This window comes from Aeromonas sp. ANP5, assembly GCF_963870295.1.
Lineage (GTDB): Bacteria > Pseudomonadota > Gammaproteobacteria > Enterobacterales > Aeromonadaceae > Aeromonas > Aeromonas veronii.
In genome coordinates, this window is record NZ_CAWMRY010000003.1 from 219,835 (window position 1) to 243,937 (window position 24,103).

Sequence of the window (24,103 nt, forward strand, 5' to 3'; positions counted from 1 at the left end):
GGGCATTCATAGCTAAGCGCTTATAGCAAATATTTCGCCATCGGCATGAGGATTTGACCTGTTAGAAATAACAGTGAAAAAGACCCGTTCGATACGCTATTCATCAATGTGCCACTCGGCAATATCCACATCATGGAGGAATGGAAATGCTGATGAAGAAGCTCTCTGCTGTCATGCTGCTGGCCTGCTTGCCCCTGTTCAGCCAACCTGTGCTGGCCGTAGATAAGGCAGCGCCCAAGCAAACAACCACGACCACGGTTGCCAAGGAGTCCGGCAAGCTGAATATCAATACCGCCACCCTTGCCGAACTCACCAGCCTGAAAGGGATTGGCGACAAGAAGGCACAAGCCATCGTCGACTATCGGGAAAAACAGGGAAAGTTCACCTCGGTCGATCAGCTGGCGGATGTCAATGGCATTGGCCCGGCCACGCTGGAAGCCAACCGTGACATGATCATCGTCAAATAACGTCCGAGCTCTGCATATACGAATGGGGCAGCCTGTGGCTGCCCCATTTTTCTTGGAGTATCATGGCCGCACTTTAATCCCGCTGGATAGTTTTCCATGAAAAAGACTCCTCTGACAGTTCGCAAGGCCGTGCTCCCGGTAGCCGGTCTGGGTACCCGTATGCTGCCAGCCACCAAGGCCATCCCGAAAGAGATGCTGCCGGTGGTCGACAAACCGCTGATCCAGTATGTGGTGCGCGAAGCCATCGCCGCCGGTATCAAAGAGATCGTGCTGGTCACCCACTCGAGTAAGAACTCCATCGAAAACCACTTCGACAAGAGTTTCGAACTGGAAGCGACCCTCGAGAAGCGGGTCAAGCGTCAGCTGCTGGAAGAGGTGCAACAGATCTGCCCGAAAGACGTCACCATCATGCACGTCCGCCAGGGCGAGGCCAAAGGTCTGGGCCACGCCGTGTTGTGCGCCCGCCCGCTGATCGGTGACAACCCCTTCGCCGTGCTGCTGCCGGATGTACTGATTGATGAAGTGGCCAGCGACCCGAAAAAAGACAACCTGGCCGAGATGGTACACATGTTCGAAGAGAACCAGATCAGCCAGATCATGGTGGAAGCGGTTCCCGAGAGCGAAGTGGACAAGTACGGCATCGCCGACATCAAGGGCGAGGCCCTGAGCGAGGGGATGTCCCTGCCGATGCAGGCGATCGTTGAAAAACCGCCGCGTGATGAAGCCCCCTCCAATCTGGCGGTAGTGGGCCGTTATGTGCTCTCTTCCAATATCTGGCCGCTGCTGGAAAAAACCCCTGCCGGCGCCGGTGACGAGATCCAGCTGACTGACGCCATCGCCATGCTGATGGAGCAGGAGCAGGTCAACGCCTACTTCATGAAGGGCAAGAGCCACGATTGCGGCAGCAAGCTGGGCTACATGAAAGCCAATGTGGAATATGGTGTGCGCCATCACGAGCTGAATGGTGAATTCATCGGCTGGCTGAAGCAGTTCGTCAAGCAGTTGTAATCGCTGATAAATCTGTTTTTTATAGACGTATTTAAGGGGCATCAAATGATGCTCCTTTTTCATTTTTGCAACAAAAAATCAATCAAGAGTAAATAAACTCTCAGCAAATCATAATGTTGTAATTTATTCACACATGCTCTATAAGGATTGAGGCGTGTTTCTCGCCCTTGCATAAAAAACTCAAAAAAATATAAGACACAGGTGGAAGTTCCAATGAATAACCCGTCAAAAGGGACCTTTTTAGGTCACCCTAAAGGGCTTTTTTTGCTCTTTAGTACCGAACTGTGGGAGAGATTCTCCTATTACGGCATGCGTGCCGTACTGGTGCTCTATCTGACCGACCTGACTGCCAACGGCGGTCTGGGCTGGAGTCAGGCAGATGCCCTCAAACTCTACGGTATCTATACCGGTCTGGTTTATATCACTCCGCTGATCGGCGGCTGGCTGGCTGACACCTTCCTGGGTCAACGTCGCGCCATCCTGATCGGTGCCGTGCTGATGGCCGCAGGTCAGTTCACTCTGGCACTGCCCCACGCCATGTTCCCGGATATGGTCAACACCATGTTCTACGCGGGCCTCGCGCTGCTGATCGTGGGTAACGGCCTGTTCAAACCGAACATCTCCACCATGGTGGGTGACCTCTATGAAGAGGGCGATCACCGCCGTGATGGTGCTTTCACCATCTTCTACATGGGCATCAACCTGGGTTCCCTGCTGGCAGGTGTGATCTGTGGTGCTGCCGCTACGGCCTACGGCTGGCAAGCAGCCTTCGTCGGCGCCGGTATCGGTATGCTGCTCTCTCTGGTGATCCAGGCCACCATGGCCCAACGTTTCCTGGGTGACATCGGTCGTGTCACTGCCGCCCAGCGCGCAGCAGCCCTGCGTACTACCGAGCAGAAAGCACCGCTGACCAAGCAGGAAGTGGATCGCATCAAGGTTATTCTGGTACTGGGTCTGTTCACCATCATCTTCTGGGCCGGCTTCGAGCAGGCCGGTGGTCTGATGAACCTCTACACCCAGGAGTATACCGACCGCATGATCGGCAGCTTCGAAGTGCCGACCGCCTGGTTCCAGTCCCTGAACCCCTTCTTCATCATCACTCTGGCACCGGTCGTTGCGGCCATCTGGATCAAGCTCGGCAAGAAAGAGCCGAACTCTCCGGTGAAATTCGCCATGGGTCTGCTGTTCCTGGCTATCGGCTTCCTGTTCATGGTCGGTGCCGTGCTGCAGCAGGGTGGTGACAACACCGTCAAGACCTCCATGTTCTGGCTGGTAGGTGCTTACCTGTTCCACACTCTGGGTGAGCTCTGCCTCTCCCCGATTGGCCTCTCCATGGTGACCAAGCTGGCTCCGCTGCGTCTGGCTTCCCTGATGATGGGTGCCTGGTTTGGCTTCGTTGCCTTGGCCAACTACGCTGCGGGCTTTATCGGCTCCTTCGTGGGTGAAGCCGGCCCGATCGCCATCTTCGGTGGCATCGCCCTGGCGGCGGTACTGAGCGCCCTGATCCTGCTGACCATGGCAAACCGCCTGGTTTACTGGATGCACGGTGCCGAAGGCCCGGCCAAAGAGCCGCAAGCTCAAGAGAAGAAACTGCACTCCGCCACCGTCTAAACGGTCAGGATTGTAAACAACAAACAGGGCGCCCATCGGCGCCCTGTTTGTTTTGGCCTGTTTATCAGGCGGCATCAGTGATGACGAACCTGCACATCCAGCGAGCCGCCGCTGTCGCTGCGAAACTGCAGGGCGAACGGTTCATGCCAGCTGCGTTTGTGCAGGGCGTAGTGGCTGCTGCGCATCAGACCAAGGGGTAGGCCGCCGGAGCGCATCAGCCAGTGGGGAGAGGTGAGCCCTGCGTTGGCAAACACCAGCCCATCATGCTGATCAAACAGCAGCGCCGCCATGGCAAAAGAGTGGCGAAGCCCGGACGCCATCAACTGATGGTTGAGGTAGTCGAGCAACCGGTGCGGCTGGCTCAGCAACCGGCTCTCGTTCTGCTGAAACTGGCGATAGGGGACGTTCATCAAGGAGCGCACCAGTGCCCCACAAAATGCCGCATCCGTCCCCATGATCGGCAGCTCCATCACCAGCACCAGCAGCTTGTCTTCCACCTTGAAGGTATCGGGAATAAACAACTGCCCCAGCCCCTTGAACGTGACCTGCCAGGGGCCCCACTCCTGCAAGCTCGGCGGCTTGAGCCCCGCCAGCAGGCGGCTGGCCGCCTTGTCATGGGCACTGAAATAGTCGATGTGATCCATCAGCTCCAGCTGCTGCGCCCGGTTGACGCTGCCGTTGAGACACTGTTCGATACTGCGCTCGACCAGCGCGTAATCCTCGAGGGGTTTGAGCAGATAGTCCCGCGCACCGGCACGCAAGGCGCTGGCGACCGCCTCCATGGTGCTCTGGGCCGAAATGACGATAACCGGAATATGGGGATAGCGCGCAGAGAGACAGGCGATCACCTCGTGGCCATCCATATTGGGCATATTGAGATCGCAGAGCACCACATCGGGATGGTAGAGAGCAGCGGCCGACAGACCCTCGATTCCGTCTTCGGCCTGAAACACCGTTGCCCCGTCCCGTGCGAGGTAACTCACTAACGAGTGGCGAAAAACGACCTCGTCCTCCACCACCAGGATCCGTAGCCCGGCTTTTGACATCTTGATAAAGCTCTTATTAGTCAATTGGTTATTTAGGCATTAAGACTAGCTCAAAAGTGCGGTCAGCGCGGAAACCCTGCGTCAAAAGTAGACCTCGATCATACGATGGCATCAAGAGAACCCTATCCGCCCGCGCAGCTCTATTCGCTTGGGTGGCCCCACGACTACGACCGCCATCCGAATTGTGCAAGTGGACGCCATAAGGGATAATGCCCCCCACTCCAGCTCGTGAAGAAGACCATGACCCCAGCCGAATACAGCGCCCTTGCCCACCCCAGATTGTCCCATCCGGCTCGTAGTCTCTATACCCTGCAGCTGCGCCGACTGGTGCTGGAAAATCAGGCTGCCAGGCTCAACTATCCCGAGCTGGGTCGGGCGCTGGCAGTGGCCGATCCGGGCGATCCCTGCGGCTTTTCGTTTCAGGTCAATGCCCGCCAGCTCACCGAGCTGTTCGATGAACTGATGGAGGCGGGCCTGCTGCAGGTCGAGGCACAGCCCGAGAGTGAGCACTACCATCAGTGCCCGTTCCAATTGCCACTGCTGACCCAGAAATTGCGCAGCCCGCTGCCGGAGCGCCCCTTCCAGATGCATTTGCAGTGGCGACCGGACGAGGAGCTGCCCGCCCTCGCCCGTCTGTGCGGGGTGATCGATGCCAGCTATAGCGAAGAGGATCTGGGGGAGTTTATCGCCTACTGGCTGGGGCGCCCCGAGGTGTTCGACTCCCAGCATCAATGGATGCTCAAGTTCATTCGCGCCCTCAAGACCCGCCGCTATACCCGTCGCAAACCGATGGAGGTGCAGGGCTACCAGCAGGTGACGTCGGCCCCGGCAGAGTCGGGCCCCAGCAAACGGGCACAGCAGATGATCGAAGAGGCCAAGAGACTGGCCCAACAGCAGACTCAAGAACCCGCAGCGCAGCAGGAGCCGGATAATGATTGATAGCGGCCCCCGCCTGCAGGCAGAATCAACCCCTTGTCTACCCATCCCTGATCGAGCAGAAGGAGCATTCCATGACTGACCCGCAAGATCCCCTGCGCCAGGAGCTGGAAGAGATCGAAGCCAAGCGCCAGAAGATCGCCAAGGCCAAGCAGGATCACCGCATTCACGACCCGGAATTGAGCCGCCATGTGGGTGGCCTGCTGGAGCGCATTCGTCGCCTGCAACAAGAGACCGGCGGCGGCCAGTATGACTACGAGACCCTGCGCAAGGAGTATGACGCCAAGGCCAACGCCGAGGTGCGCGAGCTGCAGAAGGCAGCCCGTCAGGAGCGGATCCAGAAGCTGATCGCCCAGGCCGACCTCAACCCTGACTGGGTATTTGACAAGATGGATGCCGGTGACCCGGCGCTGCAATATCCCATCGAAACAGCCCGTTACTTTATCAGCGGTTTCGAGCACTGGGAGAAGAGCGGTGGCGGCTGCATGCTCATCTACGGCGACTACGGCACCGGCAAGTCAACCCTGGCGGGGGCGGTAGCGCATGAGCTGATCGCCCGTCACCAGAAATCGGTGATCTTCCAGCAGTGGGCCTCCATCGTCGATCGGCTGTTCTTCAACGTGATCCCCGATCAGGACGAGCGCAACCAGTACCGCCGCGCGCTGGAAGAGGTGGATCTGCTGATCATCGACGAGGTATCGGCCAACCGCGCCAAAATGGCGGAGAGCCAGTCCAGCTTCCTCGGCCACTTGCTGCGCCGTCGCCGCAACCTGTCAAAGAGCGTCATCATCATCACCAACCACACACCACAGAGCCTGCATCAGGCGATCGGTGATTTCAGCTATGAGGCGATCAAGGCGTTCAATCCGGTGGATATCCACCTGAGCGGCCCCAGCCGTCGCCCCAGCATCGGCAACTACAACGGCTGATGCCTCTCAAAGAGTGCGAGTCGCTGACGGCTCGCACCTTCTCCTCCTTGCTGACTCACAAATAGAAACAACTCTCATTTACAGCAGGCGAACAAGCCACTAGGCTAGCCCCTTTTGCCAAAGGAGCTCATCTATGCCAACCACACTGATTTTCGGAGCCAGCCGCGGGCTGGGCCGCGCCTTTACTCACCACGCACTGAGCCAGGGCCATCGGGTCGTTGCGCTGGTGCGCAACCCCGAGATGGCCACAGAACTGAGTGCGCTGGGAGTCGAGGTGATCGAAGGGGATGCGCTGGATCTGGCTGCGGTGCAGCAGGCATGTGTCCGGGCAGGGCAAGATGCACAAGTCGTCTCTACCCTCGGCAGCTTCCGTCAGGCCGCGCCGGTGGACTATCAGGGCAACCGCCATGTAATCGATGCCATGGAGCAGGCAGGCCTGAAACGGCTGCTGCTGGTCACCTCCCTCGGCTGTGGCGACAGCTGGCAGTATCTACCGGAGCGGGCCCGCGCCGCCTTCGGTCACGAGGTACGTCTCAAGAGTCTGGCGGAGAGCTGGCTGCAGACCAGCTCCCTCGTATGGACCATTCTGCGCCCGGCGGGCCTGCAGGATGGCGACGCCACCGGCCGCGCCGAGCTAAGTCAGGGCAAGGAGGTACACGGACTGGTGCGCCGCGCAGATGTGGCCGCCCAAGGGCTGCGTCTGCTGGCGGATGAGACGGCAGTGGGGCAGATCTACGCCATCGGGGATCCCACGCTCCAGCGTGGCTAAAGCAGCAGTAAAACCGCTTAACCCCACCACATGACAAAACGGTCAGCCCAAGGGCTGACCGTTTTCGCTTTGCCGCACACGCCATCTCACGGGCGCTTGCCCTATCCCGTTTAACCGGCGGATGTTTCACCCAGCACGACTGACGGACGAGCACCTAGCAGCGACTGCTGCCGCTGGCGCAGCAGCAGGCAGGCCAGCACGCCGTAGAGCAGCGCCAGTCCCCACAACTGCCACCAGTAGTGGGCAACCTGCGCAAAGTCGGCCCCCATCTGGTTGAGGCGCAGAAAACCCTCGATGGCGGGGATAGTGGGCACCCACTGAGCCAGCCAGTTGAGGGGCGCCGGGATCAGCTCGAGCGGCCAGATAAAGCCCGCCAGAAAGACCAGCGGCAGGGAGGAGATCAGCACTACCTGAGTGGGCAGATCCCGCCGGGTAAAGATCGCCCCCAGCACAATCCCGAACCAGCAGGTCGCCAGCAGGAACGGCAGGGCGAACAGCCAAAGCTGCACAGGGTCAGCATGACGAGCGATATTGTAGTGATCGAAGCAGAAGCCGAGGAAGTAGCTCACCGGCAGCAGGAACAACCCCGCCAGTACCAGGGTTCTGGCCAGCAGCAGCGGCAATACAGGCGCGCTTTGCCAGTAACCATGCTCGCCGCGACAACTGCGCTGGTTCTGGGTCGCCCCCAGGATCCCCGCCCCCATCAGCAACACCTGATGGAGGATCAGCACAAATACCGCCGGCACCACGTAGTTGACGTAGCCCATGGTGGGATTGAACACCGGCACCACGTTGAGGGCCACCGCATTCCAGCCCATGGCCGCTTGTGGCAGCGCCTCGCCGTGGCTCAACAACCGCGCCACCTTCACCTGCGCGGCGAGAGTGCCGCCGGCCTGCGCCAGCCCCTCGGCAATGGTACCGTAGACCAGAAAGTAGGAGGCATCACCGGCATAACTCAGGGTGACGCTCTTGCCCAACATCAGATCCCGATAGAAGTGGTTGGGGATATGCAGGATCCCGCTCGCCTTCCCGGCCATCATCAGCTGGCGCGCCTCGGCCAGCGAATTGGCCCGCGCCACCAGCTTCACCTGCGGCGTGGCATCGGCCATAAACTCCAGCTGACGGGACAACTGACTGCCATCCTCGTTGACCACCACCACCGCCTCTTCCCGCGGCAGCTGATGCAGATAGGGCTGGGGATAGAGAAACGAGTAGAAGATCACCCCGCCAAACAGGGTGAGCATGATGGCGCGATCCGCCAGCAGGGTGCGCAGCTCTAGGCGCAACAGATCGACAAATCCCAGCATCACTCAGGCTCCTTTTCGGCGCTCGCCACTGCGGCTGATTGACGGGCCAGCTCGGCCTGCTGCTTGTAACGACGTACCACCAGCAGCAAGGGAAGCAGAAACAGCAGCAGCGCCCCCAGTTGCGGCAACGCCGATGCGAGAGGCAGACCGTAGTTGCTCTGACCAATCTGCAGCTCCACATAGTGAGAGACCGGCAACAGGCTGCGCCAGAAGCGGGCGAAATCCCCCATGGCGCTCACCGGAAAGGTGACCCCCATAAAGGCGAAACCGGGCGCAGTGTAAGCCCCCGCCAGCGACAGGGCACGGGCCGGATCCCGAATGATGCCGTAGAAAAAGGCCCCCATGGTGACGCAGGCCGCCGAGGCGAGCCCCAGACCCACCACCAGCACCAGCCAGCTGCCGTGCATCGGGTAGGAGAAACCCTTGAACAGCAGCAGTGTCCAGACAATTCCCCACCCCCAGCCAATCAACATGTGAGGCAGCAGGGTGCGCCAGAGGCCAAACCAGACACCGCGAGTGGTCCAGTCCAGCCCCAACCGATCGGTACGGGCCAGCGCATTGAGGCCGAACAGCACCACCAGGATCTGCCACACCGCGGGCAGAATGGCACTCAGCAGAAACTGGGCATAGCTGGAGTTGAGGTTATAGAGCGCAGTGACCTGACTGCTGATAGGCACCGACTGCCCGAGCGCGCCGGGCAGCGCCTTGCCATCGGCCATAGCCTCCAGCACGCCCACCTGACCATTGAGAGTCCCGACCACCTGCGCCAGCGCCGAGTTGACCAGCTTGGCGATGAGGATGAACTGGCCGTTGTTGAACACCGTCACCTGCGGCTGGGTGCCCTGACGGGCATCCCGCTCCAAATGGTTGGGGATCACCACCAGCGCATAGATGTCGCCACCGCGCAGGGCTCGGGCACCGGCATCGATGGAGTCAAACTGTTGCGCCACCTTGAGCCCGGCCGAGCCATCCAGCGAGAAGGCGAGCTGGCGCGAGAGCACGCTGTGGTCGAGATCCACCAGCCCAACCTTGAGGTCGCGAGCAAGCCCTGCCGAGAATATCCAGCAGAGGATCCCCATCAGCAGCAGCGGTACCCAGCTCATCAGGGCACGGCTGAACGGATCCTGCCACAGCAGCCGAAATTCACGTCCCATCAGAGTTCAACCAGCACACTCATGCCAACCCGCAGCCCCTCAACCGGTTGCAGCGGACGCGCCTCCACCTGGAAGCTCTTCATATCGAAACCCTGGCGGGTATCGGTGGCACGCCAAGTGGCGAAATCACCCATCACGGCCACATGGGTCACCTTGAAGCGCACGGTCTGATCGCCAAGGCCCGGGATGCGGGCATCGAACTCGGTACCGACCGGGAAACGGGGCAGCAGATCCTCGCGAACGTGGAACTGTGCCCAGGCATCGCTCATATCAAGCAGGGTCACCACCGGGAAACCTTGGGGCGCCAGCTCGCCGCTGCGCAGCAACACCTGACTCACTTCACCATTGTGGGGGCTGGTGATGCGGGTATCGGCCAGATAGGCCTCTACCTCGGCAACAGAACCCGCCGCCATCTTGGCCTTCTCACGGGCGGCGATCTTGGTCTCTTCCCGCGCCCCTTCCAGCGCCATCTGGTACTGTTGCCACGCCATCCCTTCGCTGTAGCGGGCGGCTTGCCAAGCGGTCCAGGCCTCATCGCGTTTTTGCAGCGGCATTACGCCGTCGCGGTGCAGACTGGCAACCCGCTCATAGGTCTTGCCACGCAGCTGGGCGGCAGCCTTGGCTTTTTGCCACTGATCCTTGGCAGCGGCGATCTGCTGGGCTCGGGCCCCTTTCTCGGCCTCTTGCGCCATGGCGCCCGCAGCGGCCTCACCGGCCTTGGCCTGGCTCAGCTTGGCTTCGATCTCGGGGCTCGCCAGGGTAAAGACCAGCTGATCCTTGGCCAGCTGATCGCCCTTTTTCACCAGCACCTCGTCGATGCGACCCGGCACCTTGGAGGAGACCGAATATTGCTGTGCCTCAATCTGCCCTTGCAGATGCACCGGCTCGGGTTGATAGGCGAGCCAGAAGCGCCAGCCGAGCCAGACCACCAGGATCACCAGCGCCAGCGGCAACAACAGCGGTTTACCCTGGCTCATCTTCTTTTTGATGGGGGGATGGCTCATCACTTCACCTCGACAAACGGGCGACCCTTGGCGGTCGAAACAGAGATAGAAAAAGGAACGGACTGGAGTGCGATCATGAGTTCACCTCGATCACCTGACCGTGCTGATATTGATTGAAACTGTTCATCTGGCCGGAGAGTGCCAGCAGGCGGGCCAGCGACACCACATATTGATAAGCCGCCGCCGCACGCTGGGTCTTGACTCCTGCCAGCTGGTTCTGGGCATCCACCACATCGAGTGACGTAGAGAGACCCTGCCCAAAGGCCTTGTCCCGCAGCAGCACGTTCTCCTCTGCCAACGCCTGGGTGGAAGAGAGGGATTGATACTCCTCCAGCCCCTGCGCCGCTTCGCGCCAGGTCTTCTCCACCAGCAGCTTCAGATCATCGCGAGTTTTGGCCTGCAGCAGATTGACCTGCAGCTCGGCACTCTTGGCGGCCTGCACCGTCTCGGAGCGGCCATCGCGGCTCACCAGCGGCATGCTGACCCCCACCCCCACCAGCCAGTCCGGCGCGGTCTTGGAGGCGAGTGAATCATCTTCATAGAGGTTGTAATTGCCGAACAGGAACACCTCGGGGGCATATTTGCCCTGCTCGACCCGGATCAGCCCCTTGGCCTGCTCTTTCTTAGCACTGAGCAGCTTGAGACCGGGGTGCACCTCCAGGGTCTGGCTCACCAACCCCTCAAGGCGCGGCAGATCCTTGTTGACGAACAAGCTGCTGCCCGGCTGGGCATCTGGCAATTTCAGCATGCGGCCTAGGGCCAGCTCGGCGATCTCGAGGCTGCGACGCGCCTTCTGGGTATCGATGCGGGCCCGATCATAGGCCGACTGAGCGGAGAGGCGCTCCACCCTGGCGATCTGGCCCTGCGCTTCTAGCTTCTTGGCGTGCTCCAGATGGTGGGCCAGCCCCTCTTCGATCTCCTGCTTGGTCTGCACCACCTGAGCAGCCAGCACCACGCCGAAATAGGTCTGGGAGAGGCTCTCGAAGGTGGATTGCTGCTTGAGCACCAGCAGCTGCTGCGCCTCGCTCACCTGCGCCTGGCGGATATCCTGCGCCGCATCGATGCGACCACCGGCAAACAGCGGCCAGAGCATCTTGACCGAGCTGGTCACCACATTCTGTTTGGTCAAGGGGGTGACAAATGCGTTGGCCCCGACCCCGAACAGGCTGCCGAGCGCCAGGATCAGATCTTTCTGCTTGGCCAGCGGATTGAGATCGAGGGCATCAAGTTCAATCGGCTGATCAAGATGGGTATAGCTGGCCCCCACATCGACCTTGGGCAGATACATGTCCTTGGCCGCCTCGCGCAGCTGCTTGGCCCGATCGACCCCGGCCTGCTCGGCAGCCAGCCCTTCATCCTGCTGGATGACCCGGGTCCAGGCTTCGCCAAAACTGATGGTTTGCGCCTGCGCCGACCCCAGCACGGCCCCCATCAGACACGGCCAGAGTGATTTAATGAACCTTGACGTCATAGATCCCCAATCCGCTTTTGTTGCATAAATGTTTGGAGCATTTGCTCGACTTAAGCCCGCTATCATAACGCAAAGCGGGCCTGCAAGTGGACTGACAATTATGCAGGTGTCCGACCCGAATGGTACAGCGATCAGTCTCCGGCAATCTGGCCGTTTTTCAATAACTCCAGAATTTGCAAGCCTTGGCGCGACGTTTTTTTCAGAAAAAAATGGCTGACGCTCAAATACTAACCTTTTCTCCTGCCTAAAAAATGCGTAATATACGCCGCCCTAAGCCGATGGTAACCGTGGAATGCAGATAGGTCCCCACACGCTTGAAACTCCCTTGATTGTGGCTCCCATGGCCGGTGTAACTGACCGACCATTCCGTGAACTTTGTTTGCGATTGGGGGCTGGCATGGCCGTTTCCGAGATGCTGCTGGCCAACCCGGATGTCTGGGATACCCAGAAAACCCGGATGAGGATGGATCACTCTGCAGAAGGCGGATTGCGATCGGTCCAGATTGCCGGAGCCGACCCCGAGATGATGGCGTTTGCTGCCCGCTACAACGTGGAGCAGGGCGCACAGATCGTCGACATCAACATGGGATGTCCGGCAAAAAAAGTGAATAAGAAGTTGGCAGGTTCTGCCCTGCTGCGTGCCCCCGATCAGGTCAAAGCAATTTGCCGGGCCGTGGTGGATGCAGTGGAGGTGCCTGTCACCTTGAAGATCCGCACAGGATGGGATCCGGATAACCGCAATGGCGTGGAGATCGCCCGAATCGCCGAAGATTGCGGTATCGCGGCCCTTGCCGTGCATGGTCGTACCCGTGCCTGCCTCTACAAGGGCGAAGCGGAGTACGACACGATCAGGGCGATTAAGCAGGCCGTATCGATTCCTGTTGTCGCCAATGGTGACATCAACAGCCCGGAGAAAGCCCGGTATGTCCTCGACTATACCGGCGTTGACGCCGTGATGATCGGCCGAGCTGCGCAAGGACGACCCTGGATTTTCCGGGAAATCCGTCATTTTCTTGAGACGGGCACCAAGCTGCCGCCTCCCGAGAGGGAAGAGGTTCGCACCCTGATGAACGAGCATGTAACCAACCTGCACCGGTTTTATGGTGCATATCTGGGAGCGCGCATAGCCCGTAAACACGTGGGCTGGTATCTGGATGAAGAAGAGACGGGCCGAGAATTCCGTAAGCACTTCAATGCCCTGGATTGCGCAGACGCGCAACTTGAGGCACTCGAAGCGTATTTCGATGGATTAGGTTAACAAGATAACTAAAGAGCCGACCGAATATGTTCGAACAAACCCTGACTTCTGATGCATTGGTAACAACTACTCACAATCACGCTGCCGAGCCGACCCAGCGCCCCCTGCGTGACTCTGTGCAACAGGCCCTGCGTAACTACCTGGCCCAGTTGAACGGTCAGGAAGTGATTGATCTGTACGATATGGTTCTCTCCGAAGTCGAAGCGCCGATGCTGGACGTGATCATGCAGTACACCCGTGGTAACCAGACTCGCGCTGCCGTGATGATGGGTATCAACCGTGGCACCCTGCGCAAGAAGCTCAAGCGTTACGGCATGAACTGATTGCTGGCCGCGAGCCGCGACGGCGGTTCAAGGCAGATGCGAAAGGCGCCAGGTAGCAATACCTGGCGCCTTTCCTTTATGCTCTCCCCTCCATTTCACCATGGCGACCCCGATGAACCGCACTCCCCTGCTGCTGATGGTACTGGTCACCCTGCTGGCCGCTGCCGGCTGGCTCTTCTCGAAAGAGGCGATCCGCGAACTGCCCCCTGCCGCCTTTATCGGCAGCCGCTTTCTGCTGGCGGCGCTGCTTTTGCTGCCCTTGGCCTGGTTGCGCGAGCCACCGCCGACTCGCGCCCAACTGCTGCGCGCCGCCGGCTGCGGCACATTGCTCGGCGCCAGCCTGTTGCTGTGGGTCACCGCCATCAGCCAGAGCGATGCGCTGGGCAGCGGCGCCTTTATCATGAGCGTCGCGACCCTGATGGCCCCGTTGGCCGCCTGGGGAGCCTTTCAGGCCAAACCCGGCCGCCACTACTGGCTCACCCTACCCATCGCCATCGCCGGTTTGCTGCTGCTCTCCAGCAGTACCCACTGGGGCGTGTCGCTCTCGCTGTTCTGGTTTCTGGCGGCGGCCACCACTCTCGGCATCCAGCTTGCCGTCCATCGCCACTTCGCCCAATCCATTGCCCCTACCTGGCTCACCTGTATCCAGCTGGCGATGACCGGCCTGCTCGGCACCCTGCTCTCCCTGCTGACCGAGCAGTGGCCAGAGGCTGGAGTCAGCCACGGCATCTGGGGCTGGTTTGCAGCGAGCGTCTTGATCGCCACCACATTGCGCTACTGGCTGCTCACCCACGCATTGAGCAAGATGACTACCGCCCACGCCGCCCTGATGATGCTGCTGGAACCGGTCTGGACTCTGCTCCTGAGCACCCTCTTCTACAACGAACCCCTCGGCGGCGCCAAACTGGCCGGAGCCGGACTGGTGCTCGGCGCCCTGGTGCTCTACCAACTGCCCCTGCTGCTGCGCAGTGCCCGCCTCAAAACGCCAGCCTGATACGCGTCACCGCCCTGCGGGGCGGTGTCACCATTTCCCTCCTGTTTGCTTATCTTGTCCTGCCAATGCTGACGTTCTGTTAACGGCATTTAACCCTTGGTATCCATAGGGTTAAAGGGCATACCCCATGAAAAAATGCCATATGGCCAGCTTGATGAAGGTCACATTCCTCCCCCGCGACCCTCCCTATCATGCCCCCATCATCGGTCTGGACAATCCTGACGATGGCCACACATGGGAATAACAAGAGAAAAAACTATGCAGCAAACCAGCCCCCTCAAGACGGTCACGGTCAGCATATTGGCAACCGCCATGCTGATCTTTGTGGCCCAGTACCTGATAGGCAAACAGGAGATCAAGATCGGCATCGCCATCATCCCGATCCTGCCGATGCTCTTTGCCGTCATCATCGGCATGATTGTCTCCGCCAAACCGGTCAAGGATCGCATCCCCGGCTGGAAACAGCTCTTCACCGAAAAAGAAGAGGGTTTCTGCGGCAAGATGGTGGGCTTCAGCCTGCTGATCCTAGGTACCCAGTACGCGGGGATGATCATCCCCAACCTGAAGATGATCCTGAGCGTCGGCGTGCCGTTGTTCCTGCAGGAGATCGGCAACCTGCTGCCAATTCTGATCGCCATTCCACTGGCAGTGAAGTTCGGCTTTGGCCGTCGCGCCATCGGGGCCTGCTCCTCCATCAGCCGTGAGCCGTCGGTCGCGGTGATTCAGGGCAAGTTCGGCACCGGCTCCCAGGAGTACATCGGCGTGCTGGCTATCTACCTGTGCGGCTCCGTCATCGGCACCCTCTGGTTCAGCGTGCTGGGCAGTATCGCCCCGCTCACCGGTCTACACCCGCTGGCGCTGGCTGCAGGCTCTGGTGTGGGCTCTGGCTCCATGCTGAGTGCCGCCTCCGGCGCCCTGATCAACGGTCTCGATGAGGCGCTGGCCCAGCAGGTGCTGAGTATCGCAGCTGCCTCGAACCTGCTCTCGTCTGCCCTAGGGGCGCTGTCCCTCACCTATCTGGGTCTGCCGCTCGCTGAAAAAATCTATGCCCTGACTGCCAAAGGAGAGAAAGCATGAAAAGCATCGTAATGGATATGCGGTTCGTCTTTCTGGCGATCCTGCTGGCTATGTTTACCCAGACCCTGACCACCGGCACTCCACTCTGGCTGATGGGTGACAGCTTCATCGCCATGTCACTGGTGGTGTTCGCTTCGCTGATTGCCAAGCGCTACCTGCCCTCATCCCTGCCGGCGTTTGCCTATGCCACCATCATCGGCATTCTGATCTGCCTGCCGGAGACCCCGGTACGCGGCCTCTTTATCGACGCCGTCGCCAAGATCTCCTTCCTCTCCTGCTGCGTACCGCTGCTGGCCTTTGCCGGTCTCTCGGTGGGCGGTCAGCTGGAAGAGCTGAAGAAGATGTCCTGGAAAGTGATCCTGATCTTCATGATCGTCTCCACCTGCTGCTTCTTCGGCGCCTCGCTGGTGGCCCAACTCGGCTTCTCCATTCAAGGGATCATCTGATGAACAACATCCACATTGAACCGGCCCTGCTGGCCCTGCGCGACTTCAGTCAGGAAGTGCGCCACCATCTGCACACCATTCCGGAGGCCTCCGGCGTCGAGTTCAAGACCTCGGCCTACTGCCGCGAGCTGATGACAGGCTTTGGCTACCGTCTCACCGACTATCCGGGCTTCACCGGTTTCCACGGCGATCTGGTGGTTGACCCGGTACTGCCGACCATCGCCTTCCGTGCCGACATGGATGGCCTCGAGATGCACGACTTGAGCGACGTTGCGTTCAAGTCGACCCACGAGGGGATGGCTCACAACTGTGGTCACGACTCCCATATGGCGATCGCCCTGACTGCGGCCAAGTTTCTGGCCGCCAACCGCGATCGCCTGCAGTACAACATCCGCTTTATCTTCCAGATGGCGGAAGAGGATATGCGGGTGCCGGGCGCCGAGAAGATGGTCGAACTGGGCTGCATGAAGGGGGTGGACGAGGTCTATGCCCTCCATAACGACGGCGCCATGGAGACCGGCACCATCAAGTTCAACCACGGTGTCATGTCCTCCTGGGGCTCTGCCTGGACGCTGGATGTGCATGGTATCTCCGCCCACGGATCCACCCCCCACAAGGGGCTGGATGCCATCCGCGAAGCGGTGCGGATCATCGAGGATATGGACTACATCGTTGCCAAGCGCACCAGTCCGTTCAGCCCGGCGGTATTCGGCTGCGGCATGATCAACGGCGGCACCATCCCCAACGCCATCGCCGACCATGTGCAGGCGCGTGGCACCATCCGTGCCATGGATGCCGAGACCGACCAGATCCTGAAGAACAGCTTCAAGGAGATCGTGGCCCAGAGCGAACTGCGCGGCTTCAAGACCAAGATGGTCTATGCCGGGTATCCGGCGGTCGAGAACCACGCCGATGCCTGCGCCCGTCTGCTGCAAGCGGCCGCCGACGTATTGCCCTCCGAGGGGATCAACGCTCAGGGTCAGCCGATGACCGGCAGCGAAGACTTCAGCTATATGGTCAACGCCTGCCGTGGCCGCAAGGGGGCCATGTTCTTCCTCGGCAGCGGCTGTCAGGCCAAAGGGATCTGCAACTACCTGCATGCGAATCCCTACTACCTCGATGACGACTGCCTGCTGGTCGGAGCCCAGATCTTTATCAATCTGGCGACCCGCAGCGCTTAATCCCGCATACCGATAAAACCAGAAGAGAGGCCAAGGCCTCTCTTTTTTGTCTCTGTATTTTTGCTCTGTGTACGACAAACAACCCGCGGTTAGAGCCACGGCAACTCCGCCATATTGGCAGCGGGCGGCTGGTTGATAAGGTGCAGCTGCACCGTCTCCCGGCTGATATGGGGGGCGTAGAGGTGGATAAAGTCGTACATGTAGTCACGCAAATGGGCATGTTTGCGCAGGCAGATGTGGGTGGCACTCGAGGCGATCAGGTGGTCGATGTTGAGGCTCACCAGAGCCTCCCTATCCCCCTCGTCAAAGGCTACGCTTGCAATCACCCCGACCCCCATGCCGAGCCGGACGTAGTGCTTGATCACGTCGGTGTCGGTGGCGGTCAGCACGGTTTTCGGCGAGAGGCCGTGACGGCTGAAAGCCTTGTCCATCTTGGATCGGCCGGTAAAGCCGAATACATAGGTGATGAGGGGATAGCGGGCCAGATCAGCCATTGACAGCGGCTGGCAGTCGATCAGCGGATGACCGTGCGGCACCACTACGCTGCGCCCCCAACGATAGCAGGGCACCGCGGCCAGCTCATCGAACAGATACATGGACTCGGTGGCGATCGCCATATCCACATCGCCGCTTTGCACCATCTGGGCCAGTTGGGCAGGCGCCCCCTGATGGAGCTGGATCGCCACGTCAGGGTAGCGACGACTGAACTCGGTGATCACCGCTGGCAGCTTGTAGCGGGCCTGGGTGTGGGTGGTGGCGATACGCAGCACCCCGCTGGTGGCCAGTTGCTCCCCCAGCGACAGCTGGTTGATCTGCTCCACCTGTGCCACCACCCCCTTGGCCAACTCCATCACCTGCTCGCCTGCGCTGGTCAAACCGACCAGATTCTTTCCCTTGCGGGTAAAGAGGGCGAGCCCGAGCTCATCTTCCAGCATCTTCATCTGCTTGCTGAGGGTCGGCTGGGAGGTGTAGAGCTTCTCCGCCGTCGCCGAGATGTTGAAGTTGTTCTTCACGATCTCGGTAAAGTTCTTGAGCCGGGCGATGTTCATCTGGGCAAGGGATCTCGCTGCTGCGGCCAGCAATGCTGGCGTTTATAAGAGAGCGCGGGAGAGACCCGCAGCTAACAGCCGACCATACCACAGCGCGCTGCACGATAATCTGCCTCAGGTCAGAAAGCCGCGAGCTAGTCGCTGGCGAGCTTGATCCCGAGCCCGACAAACAGGGTGCCGATGCCCCGGTTGAGCCAGCGACCAAGACGCTGCGACAACCGAACCTTGTGGCTGGCATAGACGGTGGTAAAGACCAGCAGGTGACACCAGATTATGCCGCCCAGATTGAAGATGCAGCCAAGCAGAATAAAGGCGAGCGCCTTGTCTTGAGCATCCGGTGCAATGAACTGGGGCACGAAGGCGAGGAAAAAGAGCGCGACCTTGGGGTTGAGCACATTGGTCAGCACACCCTGCCGGTAAATCTGGCCATAGGAAAGGACGGGCAGGGTGGCCCCTCTCTCCATTGCCCCCGTCGTTTGCTGGCGCAGCAGGAAGAACCCCAGATAGATGAGGTAGATGGCACCGGCCAGCTTGATAAGGGCAAACAGCTCGGCCGAGGCACTGAGCAGGGCCGACAGACCGAGGGCCGCCGCCAGCACATGCACCATGACACCTGTGCCGATGCCAAGGGCCGCGACTGAACCGGCACGCCACCCTTGCGAGCCGCTGCGCAGCATGACCAGCAGGGAATCGGGCCCCGGCATGATATTGAGCAGCAGCCCCGAGACCATAAACAGTGCAAGATCATGAATACCGAACATCATCCCTCCCCTCGTAAAGCAAAACCCAACAAAAAGGGCTCCGCAGAGCCCTCTTTCCTTTCCTCTGCGGCAGCTGACGCATCATCAGCTGTCCCGCCAGCCATCAGGGCCGCAACGCCTTGTCCGCCCGCGAGATGCCGCAGACGCCGGAGCGCACCACTTCGATGATCTCGTTGGTCTGGGCGGCTGTTTTGATAAAGGCATCCAGCTTCTCGCTGGTACCCACCAGCTGCACCGTGTACTGCTCAGGAGTGACGTCGACGATCTGGCCGCGGAAGATATCTGCCAGCCGTTTCAGCTCGTCACGGGCCCCACCGGCGGCACGCGCCTTGACCAGCGCGATCTCCCGCTCGATATGCTCCCCTTCGCTCAGGTCACACACCTTGAGCACATCCACCAGCTTGTGCAGCTGCTTCTGGATCTGCTCCAGCACCCGCTCGTCACCCATGGTGACTATGGTCATGCGCGACAGGGTGGGATCCTCGGTCGGTGCCACCGTCAGGGTCTCGATGTTGTAGCCGCGCTGGGAAAAGAGGCCCACCACGCGGCTCAGGGCGCCGGATTCGTTCTCCAGCAGTACTGAAATGATGTGTCTCATCAGGTTCTCTCCGTCTTGCTCAGCCACATCTCATCCATGGCGCCAAACTTGATCTGCATCGGATAGACGTGCTCATCCGGGTCGACCGAGATATCCATGAACACCAGCCGATCCTTCATGGCGAAGGCTTTCTCCATGGCGCTCTCCAGCTCGGCCGGATCGCTCACCGCGATGCCGACATGGCCATAGGCTTCCGCCAGCTTGACGAAGTCTGGCAGGGACTCCATGTAGGAGTGGCTGTGACGACCGCCGTAGAACATCTTCTGCCACTGCTTGACCATGCCCAGCGCACGGTTGTTGATGGAGATGATCTTGATGGGCACCCCGTACTGCATGCAGGTAGAGAGTTCCTGAATGTTCATCTGCACCGAGCCATCGCCGGTGACGCAGCAGACCACCGCATCCGGGTTGGCAAACTGGGCCCCCATGGCGGCCGGAATACCAAAGCCCATGGTGCCGAGGCCCCCTGAGTTGATCCACTGGCGCGGTTTGGCAAACGGGTAGTAGAGGGCAGCAAACATCTGGTGCTGGCCCACGTCGGAGGCAACGAATGCCTGACCCTGAGTCACCTTGTAGAGAGTCTCGATAACCTGTTGCGGCTTGATCTGGGTGGCCGACTTTTCGTAGGCCAGACAGTGACGGGAGCGCCACTGGTTGATCTGGCTCCACCAGTCCGCCAGCGCCTCCTTGTCGTTATCGAAGCCACACTCGCGGATCACTTCCAGCATCTGCTCCAGCACGGTTTCCACCGAGCCGACGATAGGCACATGGGCCTGCACCGTCTTGGAGATGGAGGTGGGGTCGATATCGATATGAACCACGGTCGCATTGGGGCAGAACTTGGCCACGTTGTTGGTGACGCGGTCATCGAAGCGGGCACCGACGGCGAAGATGAGATCCGCGTTGTGCATGGTCTTGTTGGCTTCGAAGGTGCCGTGCATCCCCAGCATGCCGATGAATTGCGGATGGACACCGGAGAAGGCCCCCAGTCCCATCAGGGTGGTGGTCACCGGCAGATTCAGCAGCTCCGCCAGCTTGGTCACCAGATGGTCCGCATTGGCGTTGATGGCGCCACCACCCACGTACATCACCGGGCGCTGGGCTTCTACCAGCAGCTTGGCAGCCCGCTTGATCTGCCCTTTATGGCCAGACTTGGTCGGGTTGTAGGAGCGCAGGGAGACCGTCTCGGGATACTGGTAGGGGAATTTCTCTTTCGGGTTCTGCACATCTTTGGGCAGATCCACCACCACCGGCCCCGGGCGGCCGCTGGCGGCAATGTAGTAGGCCTTCTTGATGGCCTCGGGAATATCGCTCGCCTTCTTGCACAGGAAGCTGTGCTTCACCACCGGGCGGGAGATACCGATCATGTCGGTCTCCTGGAACGCATCCTCACCGATCATGCTGGTCGGCACCTGGCCGGAGAGGATCACCAGCGGAATGGAATCCATATAGGCGGTGGCAATACCGGTAATGCAGTTGGTCGCTCCCGGGCCTGACGTTACCAGCACAGTCCCCACCTTGCCGGTGGAACGGGCGTAACCGTCAGCCATGTGAACCGCGGCTTGCTCGTGCCGCACCAAGACATGCTCCATCTTGCCGTTTTCGAAGAGAGCGTCATAGATGTCGAGCACTGAGCCACCAGGGTAGCCGAAGACGTGCTCAACTCCCTGATCTTCCAGCGCTCTAACCACCATCTGGGCGCCTGATAACATCTCCATGATAAAGCCCTCCAGGCTTTGCTCCGTTTAGCGAATCCTGCCGACGATGCCGTGCTTCCCGGCACGGCCCGATCCGTTTCTTGTTGTTATCTGAATGCAGATCGGCCCAATTCAGCCCCGTCGACAGTAGAAAAAAAGGATTTTTCCGTCATTCACCCGAAAATAGGGTGAAAAACCAACTTAACCCGCTTCATAACGCTTGTCCACGGCTTTATCTGACCAGAACAGTCATACATTTCAACCGGCTATTAACATTCAATGACTTGCCGCAGCGGCCATGAGACAAAAGGGAAGGAAGTCGGGGAATGGCCAGCGGATCATTCCGCAGAGGGGAAAAGCAGCCACAAAAAAGCCCACCGCTCAGCGGTGGGCTTGATGCCGAATGATGACTCAGTTCTCCTGATCCGGCTCGGCCAGCCAGATCTGCTGATCCGGATCGGTCTCTTCACTGACCGAGATGCTGACACCCATATCGAGCAACTCGTGCAGGGTGAGATTGTCAGCCAGGTTCATGACTTCGCCGTTTTCATTGGTAAAGCGCATTTGCTCCGTCCTCTCCTTGGTGGGATCGACTTTCAGTCTAGTCAACAACGCTCACTTGCGATAACCAGCAACTGGATAAACAGTCGCCCCCATCCAGCTCGCTCAGGCGATCACTCACCTCCTCCGGAAACAGAGTGCGAGCCCAGAGCCGCCGTGACAGAGAGGCCACGCTCTCGTCAGCGCCCGCCGCCAGCCAGCGGGCCAGCTCCCCCGCGACATCCGGGTAACAGACCGCCCCGGGCGAGGCGCTGTCGAGCCAGGTACGCACCAGATTGGCATCGAGCACATCCATCAGGGTCGCCAGCCCCATCATCTCGAGGGTCTTGCCATTGGTCAGCTGCTCGAACTGGCCGCCGAGGGGTTTGACCAGCAGTTTCTTGCCGAGGGTGAGCGCCTCGGAAGCCAGCTCGAAACCCGCGTTGGAGATGACGCCGCGACAACCGGCCAGCACGGCGATAAACCCGTGTCGCGACGGCGGCTCGAAGCGCAGATTGCGCCATTGGCTAGGGGTGCGAATGGCGGGGTGAAAGCAGACGAAGCGCTGCTGACCAAAGCGCGACAACAGGGCGGCGATCGCCTCGGTCTGCTCGAACGGCAGATAGACTAGGATCTCGCCGTTATCCGGCGCAGCGGTGATGGGGTCGATCACCGGCGGCAGCAAAGGGTGACCGAAGTGAAACCAGTGCAGCCCGAGCGGCTGATCCACCGGGGCAAAGTGGCGCATCAGCTGGCGGCTGACCCCATCCTCCCCCCAGCGCGGGATGGGCCAGTTGAAACTGGCCTGATGGCTGACGGTGAGGCTCGGCTTGCCATAGCGGCGGGCGGCGTGGGCGGTCAACGGCTCAAAATCGCTCACCACCAGATCGTATTCACTGCAATCGAGAGCCCGCAGATCCCGCCAGAAGGTGAGCGGCGAGGCGGCCTGCAGGGTGCGCCACGGCGAGACCCGCCCCTCGTGACTGACAAAAGTGAGGCCGGGAAAGGCGCGGTAGGCGCCAAACTCCGCCATGTCGAAGTAGCGGTCGGCAGGACGGCCGCTGAAGAGATAATCCACTTCGACCCCTGCCGTGCGCAGCGCCCGGGCCAGGGTGCGACTGCGACTGATATGGCCGTTGCCGGTGCCTTGCACCCCAAACAGTATCCTCATGAGTGGCTCCATCCGAGCGCCAGCACGGCGCAACCGCCACCCAACAGGGCACCGGCTACCAGATCGCTCAAGTAGTGAACCCCGAGCAACAACCGGGATGCCCCCACCAGCGCCGCCCAGCCAAACAGCAGGGGCGCCCAGAGCGGAAAGCCGGTGGCCAGTATGGTGGCCATCAGAAAAGCGGCAGCGGTGTGGCCGGAGGGGAGACTGTAACGATCGGAAGGAGTGATAAAGACCGGCAAGCCGACCGGCCGTTGCCGTTTCAGGCTGTTTTTCAGCAGCAGATAGAGGGGCAGTTCGATGGCGAAGGCAAGCAGCGCCAGTCGCACCAGTTCCCGCTCTGCCTCCCCCTGCCACCAGAGCAGGGCGGCCAGCACGGCGTAAAGCGGGCCATCGCCGGTACGGGAAATGAGACGACTCACCCTCGCCTGCTGCCGGTTGTAGCTGTGAAGCAGGCAGACCCGGCACACCTGCAGGTCCCATTGCTGGATCTTGTTCATATCCCCTCCTTCCCTGAATTCTGCTTGCAGAGTAAGAAAGCGGGATGACGTTACGTTGAACAAGGGATAACAGATTTATGAAAAAAGGGCCGAATGGCCCTTTTTAATCTCGATGTTGCGGCAAAATCAGTGGCTGCCGCGCAGGCCGGTCTCCATCAGACGGCAATTGTGGTCCGCCAGACGGGCCATGAAGTGCTCATCCACTTTCAGGCCAAACACCTGCTCGTAGAGATCTTTCATCACGAACGGCTGCCACATCATGCTGAGGAAGGAGATCTTCAGCATGTCGGGATCCAGGTTATCACCCAGCTCGCCGTTAGACTTCATGGTTTCCAGCAGGGCATCGAACTGCGGCAGCTGACGTTCCAGCAGGCGGTTCAGCACAAAATCCCGGCCCGGGCTCTTCTCGGTCGACAATGCGCTGGAGATGGCTGAGGTCAGCTCGCTGTTGGGCGCCATCACCTGATAGTAGGTGTTGAGCAGCTCGTTGAGGCTGTGATTGCTGTGTTCATCTTGCCAGGCATGGTCGAGGGGCTCGGCCACATCGCCCAGCACCGCCTTGTAAAGACCCTCTTTACTGCCGAAGTAGTAGTGGATCATTGCCAGATTGGAGCCAGCAAGCTCCGCGATTTCGCGTGTAGTTACCTTGCTATAGGGAGTATTGAGAAAACGCTCACGGGCGGCAGCAAGCAACTTGTCACGAATGTCAGAACGTCCGACCGGACGACCAGGTCTACGTTTTTCCATTTAACACCTCAGATAATTCAGCCAATGCTGATAAGTCGATCTGGTTGTGCAGAGAATAG

The 24,103-nt window shown here is 60.0% G+C and carries 25 protein-coding genes; 12 read left to right on the forward strand and 13 right to left on the reverse strand.

Annotation, left to right across the window (positions count from 1 at the left end; all coding sequences use genetic code 11):
- Window positions 1–146 precede the first annotated feature (146 nt).
- The 3 genes from AACT07_RS03500 (at window position 147) to AACT07_RS03510 (ending at window position 3,086) form a co-directional block, all read left to right on the forward strand.
- Complete coding sequence (locus AACT07_RS03500) at window positions 147–467, forward strand: ComEA family DNA-binding protein (RefSeq protein ID WP_069526604.1); 321 nt, start codon at window positions 147–149, stop codon at window positions 465–467.
- 96 nt (window positions 468–563) lie between these two features.
- A complete protein-coding gene (galU, locus tag AACT07_RS03505; protein ID WP_005339121.1) occupies window positions 564–1,475 on the forward strand; it encodes a UTP--glucose-1-phosphate uridylyltransferase GalU in 912 nt (303 codons plus the stop codon).
- 213 nt (window positions 1,476–1,688) lie between these two features.
- Window positions 1,689–3,086, forward strand: coding sequence for a peptide MFS transporter (locus tag AACT07_RS03510; protein ID WP_047436211.1), 1,398 nt, complete (start codon window positions 1,689–1,691; stop codon window positions 3,084–3,086).
- Window positions 3,087–3,160: 74 nt separating this feature from the next.
- Here AACT07_RS03510 and AACT07_RS03515 read toward each other — a convergent pair whose 3' ends face one another.
- Complete coding sequence (locus tag AACT07_RS03515; RefSeq protein WP_069526605.1) at window positions 3,161–4,132, reverse strand: response regulator; 972 nt, start codon at window positions 4,130–4,132, stop codon at window positions 3,161–3,163.
- Between the two features lie 240 nt (window positions 4,133–4,372).
- On the opposite strand from AACT07_RS03515, the gene AACT07_RS03520 reads away from it, so the two are divergent.
- From AACT07_RS03520 to AACT07_RS03530, 3 genes are all read left to right on the forward strand, one after another.
- Window positions 4,373–5,071 carry a DnaT-like ssDNA-binding domain-containing protein gene (locus AACT07_RS03520; RefSeq protein WP_069526606.1) on the forward strand — a complete coding sequence of 233 codons (699 nt, stop codon included), beginning with the start codon at window positions 4,373–4,375 and terminating at the stop codon, window positions 5,069–5,071.
- A 71-nt stretch (window positions 5,072–5,142) separates the two neighbouring features.
- Window positions 5,143–5,997: a DnaA ATPase domain-containing protein gene (locus AACT07_RS03525; protein WP_005349200.1), complete on the forward strand. Its 855-nt coding sequence runs from the start codon at window positions 5,143–5,145 to the stop codon at window positions 5,995–5,997.
- Window positions 5,998–6,130: 133 nt separating this feature from the next.
- Window positions 6,131–6,766: an SDR family oxidoreductase gene (locus tag AACT07_RS03530; RefSeq protein WP_069526607.1), complete on the forward strand. Its 636-nt coding sequence runs from the start codon at window positions 6,131–6,133 to the stop codon at window positions 6,764–6,766.
- A 110-nt stretch (window positions 6,767–6,876) separates the two neighbouring features.
- Here the strand turns inward: AACT07_RS03530 and AACT07_RS03535 are convergent, their stop codons facing one another.
- The 4 genes from AACT07_RS03535 to AACT07_RS03550 all read right to left on the reverse strand — a co-directional run bounded on the left by AACT07_RS03535 (window position 6,877) and on the right by AACT07_RS03550 (window position 11,702).
- Window positions 6,877–8,073, reverse strand: coding sequence for an ABC transporter permease (locus AACT07_RS03535; protein ID WP_069526608.1), 1,197 nt, complete (start codon window positions 8,071–8,073; stop codon window positions 6,877–6,879).
- Window positions 8,073–9,227 carry an ABC transporter permease gene (locus tag AACT07_RS03540; RefSeq protein ID WP_069526609.1) on the reverse strand — a complete coding sequence of 385 codons (1,155 nt, stop codon included), beginning with the start codon at window positions 9,225–9,227 and terminating at the stop codon, window positions 8,073–8,075. Before AACT07_RS03540 ends, AACT07_RS03535 begins: the two co-directional genes overlap by 1 nt.
- On the reverse strand, window positions 9,227–10,231 hold the full coding sequence (locus AACT07_RS03545) for an HlyD family secretion protein (protein ID WP_083249907.1): 1,005 nt from the start codon (window positions 10,229–10,231) through the stop codon (window positions 9,227–9,229). The genes AACT07_RS03540 and AACT07_RS03545 overlap by 1 nt, the downstream gene beginning before the upstream one ends.
- Before the next feature lie 73 nt (window positions 10,232–10,304).
- Complete coding sequence (locus AACT07_RS03550; protein WP_069526610.1) at window positions 10,305–11,702, reverse strand: TolC family protein; 1,398 nt, start codon at window positions 11,700–11,702, stop codon at window positions 10,305–10,307.
- A 292-nt stretch (window positions 11,703–11,994) separates the two neighbouring features.
- Between AACT07_RS03550 and dusB the strand changes: the two genes are divergently transcribed.
- The 6 genes from dusB to AACT07_RS03580 all read left to right on the forward strand — a co-directional run bounded on the left by dusB (window position 11,995) and on the right by AACT07_RS03580 (window position 16,981).
- The gene (gene dusB, locus AACT07_RS03555; RefSeq protein ID WP_019445016.1) at window positions 11,995–12,960 is read left to right on the forward strand and encodes a tRNA dihydrouridine synthase DusB; all 966 of its coding nucleotides are present in this window, start codon (window positions 11,995–11,997) and stop codon (window positions 12,958–12,960) included.
- Window positions 12,961–12,986: 26 nt separating this feature from the next.
- On the forward strand, window positions 12,987–13,283 hold the full coding sequence (gene fis / locus AACT07_RS03560; protein WP_005309538.1) for a DNA-binding transcriptional regulator Fis: 297 nt from the start codon (window positions 12,987–12,989) through the stop codon (window positions 13,281–13,283).
- 112 nt (window positions 13,284–13,395) lie between these two features.
- The gene (locus AACT07_RS03565; RefSeq protein WP_069526611.1) at window positions 13,396–14,277 is read left to right on the forward strand and encodes a DMT family transporter; all 882 of its coding nucleotides are present in this window, start codon (window positions 13,396–13,398) and stop codon (window positions 14,275–14,277) included.
- 258 nt (window positions 14,278–14,535) lie between these two features.
- Complete coding sequence (locus AACT07_RS03570; RefSeq protein ID WP_005339140.1) at window positions 14,536–15,354, forward strand: DUF3100 domain-containing protein; 819 nt, start codon at window positions 14,536–14,538, stop codon at window positions 15,352–15,354.
- Entirely contained in the window at window positions 15,351–15,800 is a 450-nt protein-coding gene (locus AACT07_RS03575; protein ID WP_033114935.1) for a hypothetical protein, read from the forward strand. Before AACT07_RS03570 ends, AACT07_RS03575 begins: the two co-directional genes overlap by 4 nt.
- Window positions 15,800–16,981, forward strand: coding sequence for a M20 metallopeptidase family protein (locus AACT07_RS03580; RefSeq protein WP_069526612.1), 1,182 nt, complete (start codon window positions 15,800–15,802; stop codon window positions 16,979–16,981). Before AACT07_RS03575 ends, AACT07_RS03580 begins: the two co-directional genes overlap by 1 nt.
- Before the next feature lie 89 nt (window positions 16,982–17,070).
- Here AACT07_RS03580 and AACT07_RS03585 read toward each other — a convergent pair whose 3' ends face one another.
- From AACT07_RS03585 to AACT07_RS03620, 8 genes are all read right to left on the reverse strand, one after another.
- Entirely contained in the window at window positions 17,071–18,030 is a 960-nt protein-coding gene (locus tag AACT07_RS03585; RefSeq protein ID WP_005349178.1) for a LysR substrate-binding domain-containing protein, read from the reverse strand.
- Window positions 18,031–18,164: 134 nt separating this feature from the next.
- Window positions 18,165–18,791, reverse strand: coding sequence for a LysE family translocator (locus tag AACT07_RS03590; RefSeq protein ID WP_069526613.1), 627 nt, complete (start codon window positions 18,789–18,791; stop codon window positions 18,165–18,167).
- Window positions 18,792–18,894: 103 nt separating this feature from the next.
- On the reverse strand, window positions 18,895–19,389 hold the full coding sequence (ilvN, locus tag AACT07_RS03595; RefSeq protein WP_005311605.1) for an acetolactate synthase small subunit: 495 nt from the start codon (window positions 19,387–19,389) through the stop codon (window positions 18,895–18,897).
- Window positions 19,389–21,107, reverse strand: a complete 1,719-nt coding sequence (locus AACT07_RS03600) for an acetolactate synthase 3 large subunit (RefSeq protein ID WP_005339146.1) — start codon at window positions 21,105–21,107, stop codon at window positions 19,389–19,391. The genes ilvN and AACT07_RS03600 overlap by 1 nt, the downstream gene beginning before the upstream one ends.
- Window positions 21,108–21,497: 390 nt before the next feature.
- A complete protein-coding gene (locus AACT07_RS03605; RefSeq protein WP_005339147.1) occupies window positions 21,498–21,650 on the reverse strand; it encodes a hypothetical protein in 153 nt (50 codons plus the stop codon).
- A gap of 37 nt (window positions 21,651–21,687) precedes the next feature.
- Complete coding sequence (locus AACT07_RS03610) at window positions 21,688–22,797, reverse strand: MJ1255/VC2487 family glycosyltransferase (protein ID WP_069526614.1); 1,110 nt, start codon at window positions 22,795–22,797, stop codon at window positions 21,688–21,690.
- Window positions 22,794–23,297, reverse strand: a complete 504-nt coding sequence (locus tag AACT07_RS03615; protein WP_069526615.1) for a phosphatase PAP2 family protein — start codon at window positions 23,295–23,297, stop codon at window positions 22,794–22,796. The genes AACT07_RS03610 and AACT07_RS03615 overlap by 4 nt, the downstream gene beginning before the upstream one ends.
- A gap of 126 nt (window positions 23,298–23,423) precedes the next feature.
- Window positions 23,424–24,044 (reverse strand): TetR/AcrR family transcriptional regulator, encoded by a 621-nt coding sequence (locus tag AACT07_RS03620; RefSeq protein ID WP_005349170.1) that lies wholly within the window; start codon window positions 24,042–24,044, stop codon window positions 23,424–23,426.
- Window positions 24,045–24,103: the final 59 nt, after the last annotated feature.

Bases quoted from the DNA above. Each gene is read 5' to 3' on its own strand.
- AACT07_RS03575 (WP_033114935.1), top strand. From the start codon at position 15,351: ATGAAAAGCATCGTAATGGATATGCGGTTCGTCTTTCTGGCGATCCTG.
- AACT07_RS03590 (WP_069526613.1), bottom strand. From the start codon at position 18,791: ATGTTCGGTATTCATGATCTTGCACTGTTTATGGTCTCGGGGCTGCTG.
- AACT07_RS03585 (WP_005349178.1), bottom strand. From the start codon at position 18,030: ATGAACATCGCCCGGCTCAAGAACTTTACCGAGATCGTGAAGAACAAC.
- AACT07_RS03545 (WP_083249907.1), bottom strand. From the start codon at position 10,231: ATGAGCCATCCCCCCATCAAAAAGAAGATGAGCCAGGGTAAACCGCTG.
- AACT07_RS03570 (WP_005339140.1), top strand. From the start codon at position 14,536: ATGCAGCAAACCAGCCCCCTCAAGACGGTCACGGTCAGCATATTGGCA.
- AACT07_RS03530 (WP_069526607.1), top strand. From the start codon at position 6,131: ATGCCAACCACACTGATTTTCGGAGCCAGCCGCGGGCTGGGCCGCGCC.
- AACT07_RS03525 (WP_005349200.1), top strand. From the start codon at position 5,143: ATGACTGACCCGCAAGATCCCCTGCGCCAGGAGCTGGAAGAGATCGAA.
- AACT07_RS03520 (WP_069526606.1), top strand. From the start codon at position 4,373: ATGACCCCAGCCGAATACAGCGCCCTTGCCCACCCCAGATTGTCCCAT.
- AACT07_RS03565 (WP_069526611.1), top strand. From the start codon at position 13,396: ATGAACCGCACTCCCCTGCTGCTGATGGTACTGGTCACCCTGCTGGCC.
- AACT07_RS03580 (WP_069526612.1), top strand. From the start codon at position 15,800: ATGAACAACATCCACATTGAACCGGCCCTGCTGGCCCTGCGCGACTTC.
- AACT07_RS03610 (WP_069526614.1), bottom strand. From the start codon at position 22,797: ATGAGGATACTGTTTGGGGTGCAAGGCACCGGCAACGGCCATATCAGT.
- fis (WP_005309538.1), top strand. From the start codon at position 12,987: ATGTTCGAACAAACCCTGACTTCTGATGCATTGGTAACAACTACTCAC.
- AACT07_RS03535 (WP_069526608.1), bottom strand. From the start codon at position 8,073: ATGCTGGGATTTGTCGATCTGTTGCGCCTAGAGCTGCGCACCCTGCTG.
- AACT07_RS03510 (WP_047436211.1), top strand. From the start codon at position 1,689: ATGAATAACCCGTCAAAAGGGACCTTTTTAGGTCACCCTAAAGGGCTT.
- AACT07_RS03600 (WP_005339146.1), bottom strand. From the start codon at position 21,107: ATGGAGATGTTATCAGGCGCCCAGATGGTGGTTAGAGCGCTGGAAGAT.
- ilvN (WP_005311605.1), bottom strand. From the start codon at position 19,389: ATGAGACACATCATTTCAGTACTGCTGGAGAACGAATCCGGCGCCCTG.
- AACT07_RS03540 (WP_069526609.1), bottom strand. From the start codon at position 9,227: ATGGGACGTGAATTTCGGCTGCTGTGGCAGGATCCGTTCAGCCGTGCC.
- galU (WP_005339121.1), top strand. From the start codon at position 564: ATGAAAAAGACTCCTCTGACAGTTCGCAAGGCCGTGCTCCCGGTAGCC.
- AACT07_RS03620 (WP_005349170.1), bottom strand. From the start codon at position 24,044: ATGGAAAAACGTAGACCTGGTCGTCCGGTCGGACGTTCTGACATTCGT.
- AACT07_RS03550 (WP_069526610.1), bottom strand. From the start codon at position 11,702: ATGACGTCAAGGTTCATTAAATCACTCTGGCCGTGTCTGATGGGGGCC.
- dusB (WP_019445016.1), top strand. From the start codon at position 11,995: ATGCAGATAGGTCCCCACACGCTTGAAACTCCCTTGATTGTGGCTCCC.
- AACT07_RS03515 (WP_069526605.1), bottom strand. From the start codon at position 4,132: ATGTCAAAAGCCGGGCTACGGATCCTGGTGGTGGAGGACGAGGTCGTT.
- AACT07_RS03615 (WP_069526615.1), bottom strand. From the start codon at position 23,297: ATGAACAAGATCCAGCAATGGGACCTGCAGGTGTGCCGGGTCTGCCTG.
- AACT07_RS03605 (WP_005339147.1), bottom strand. From the start codon at position 21,650: ATGCGCTTTACCAATGAAAACGGCGAAGTCATGAACCTGGCTGACAAT.
- AACT07_RS03500 (WP_069526604.1), top strand. From the start codon at position 147: ATGCTGATGAAGAAGCTCTCTGCTGTCATGCTGCTGGCCTGCTTGCCC.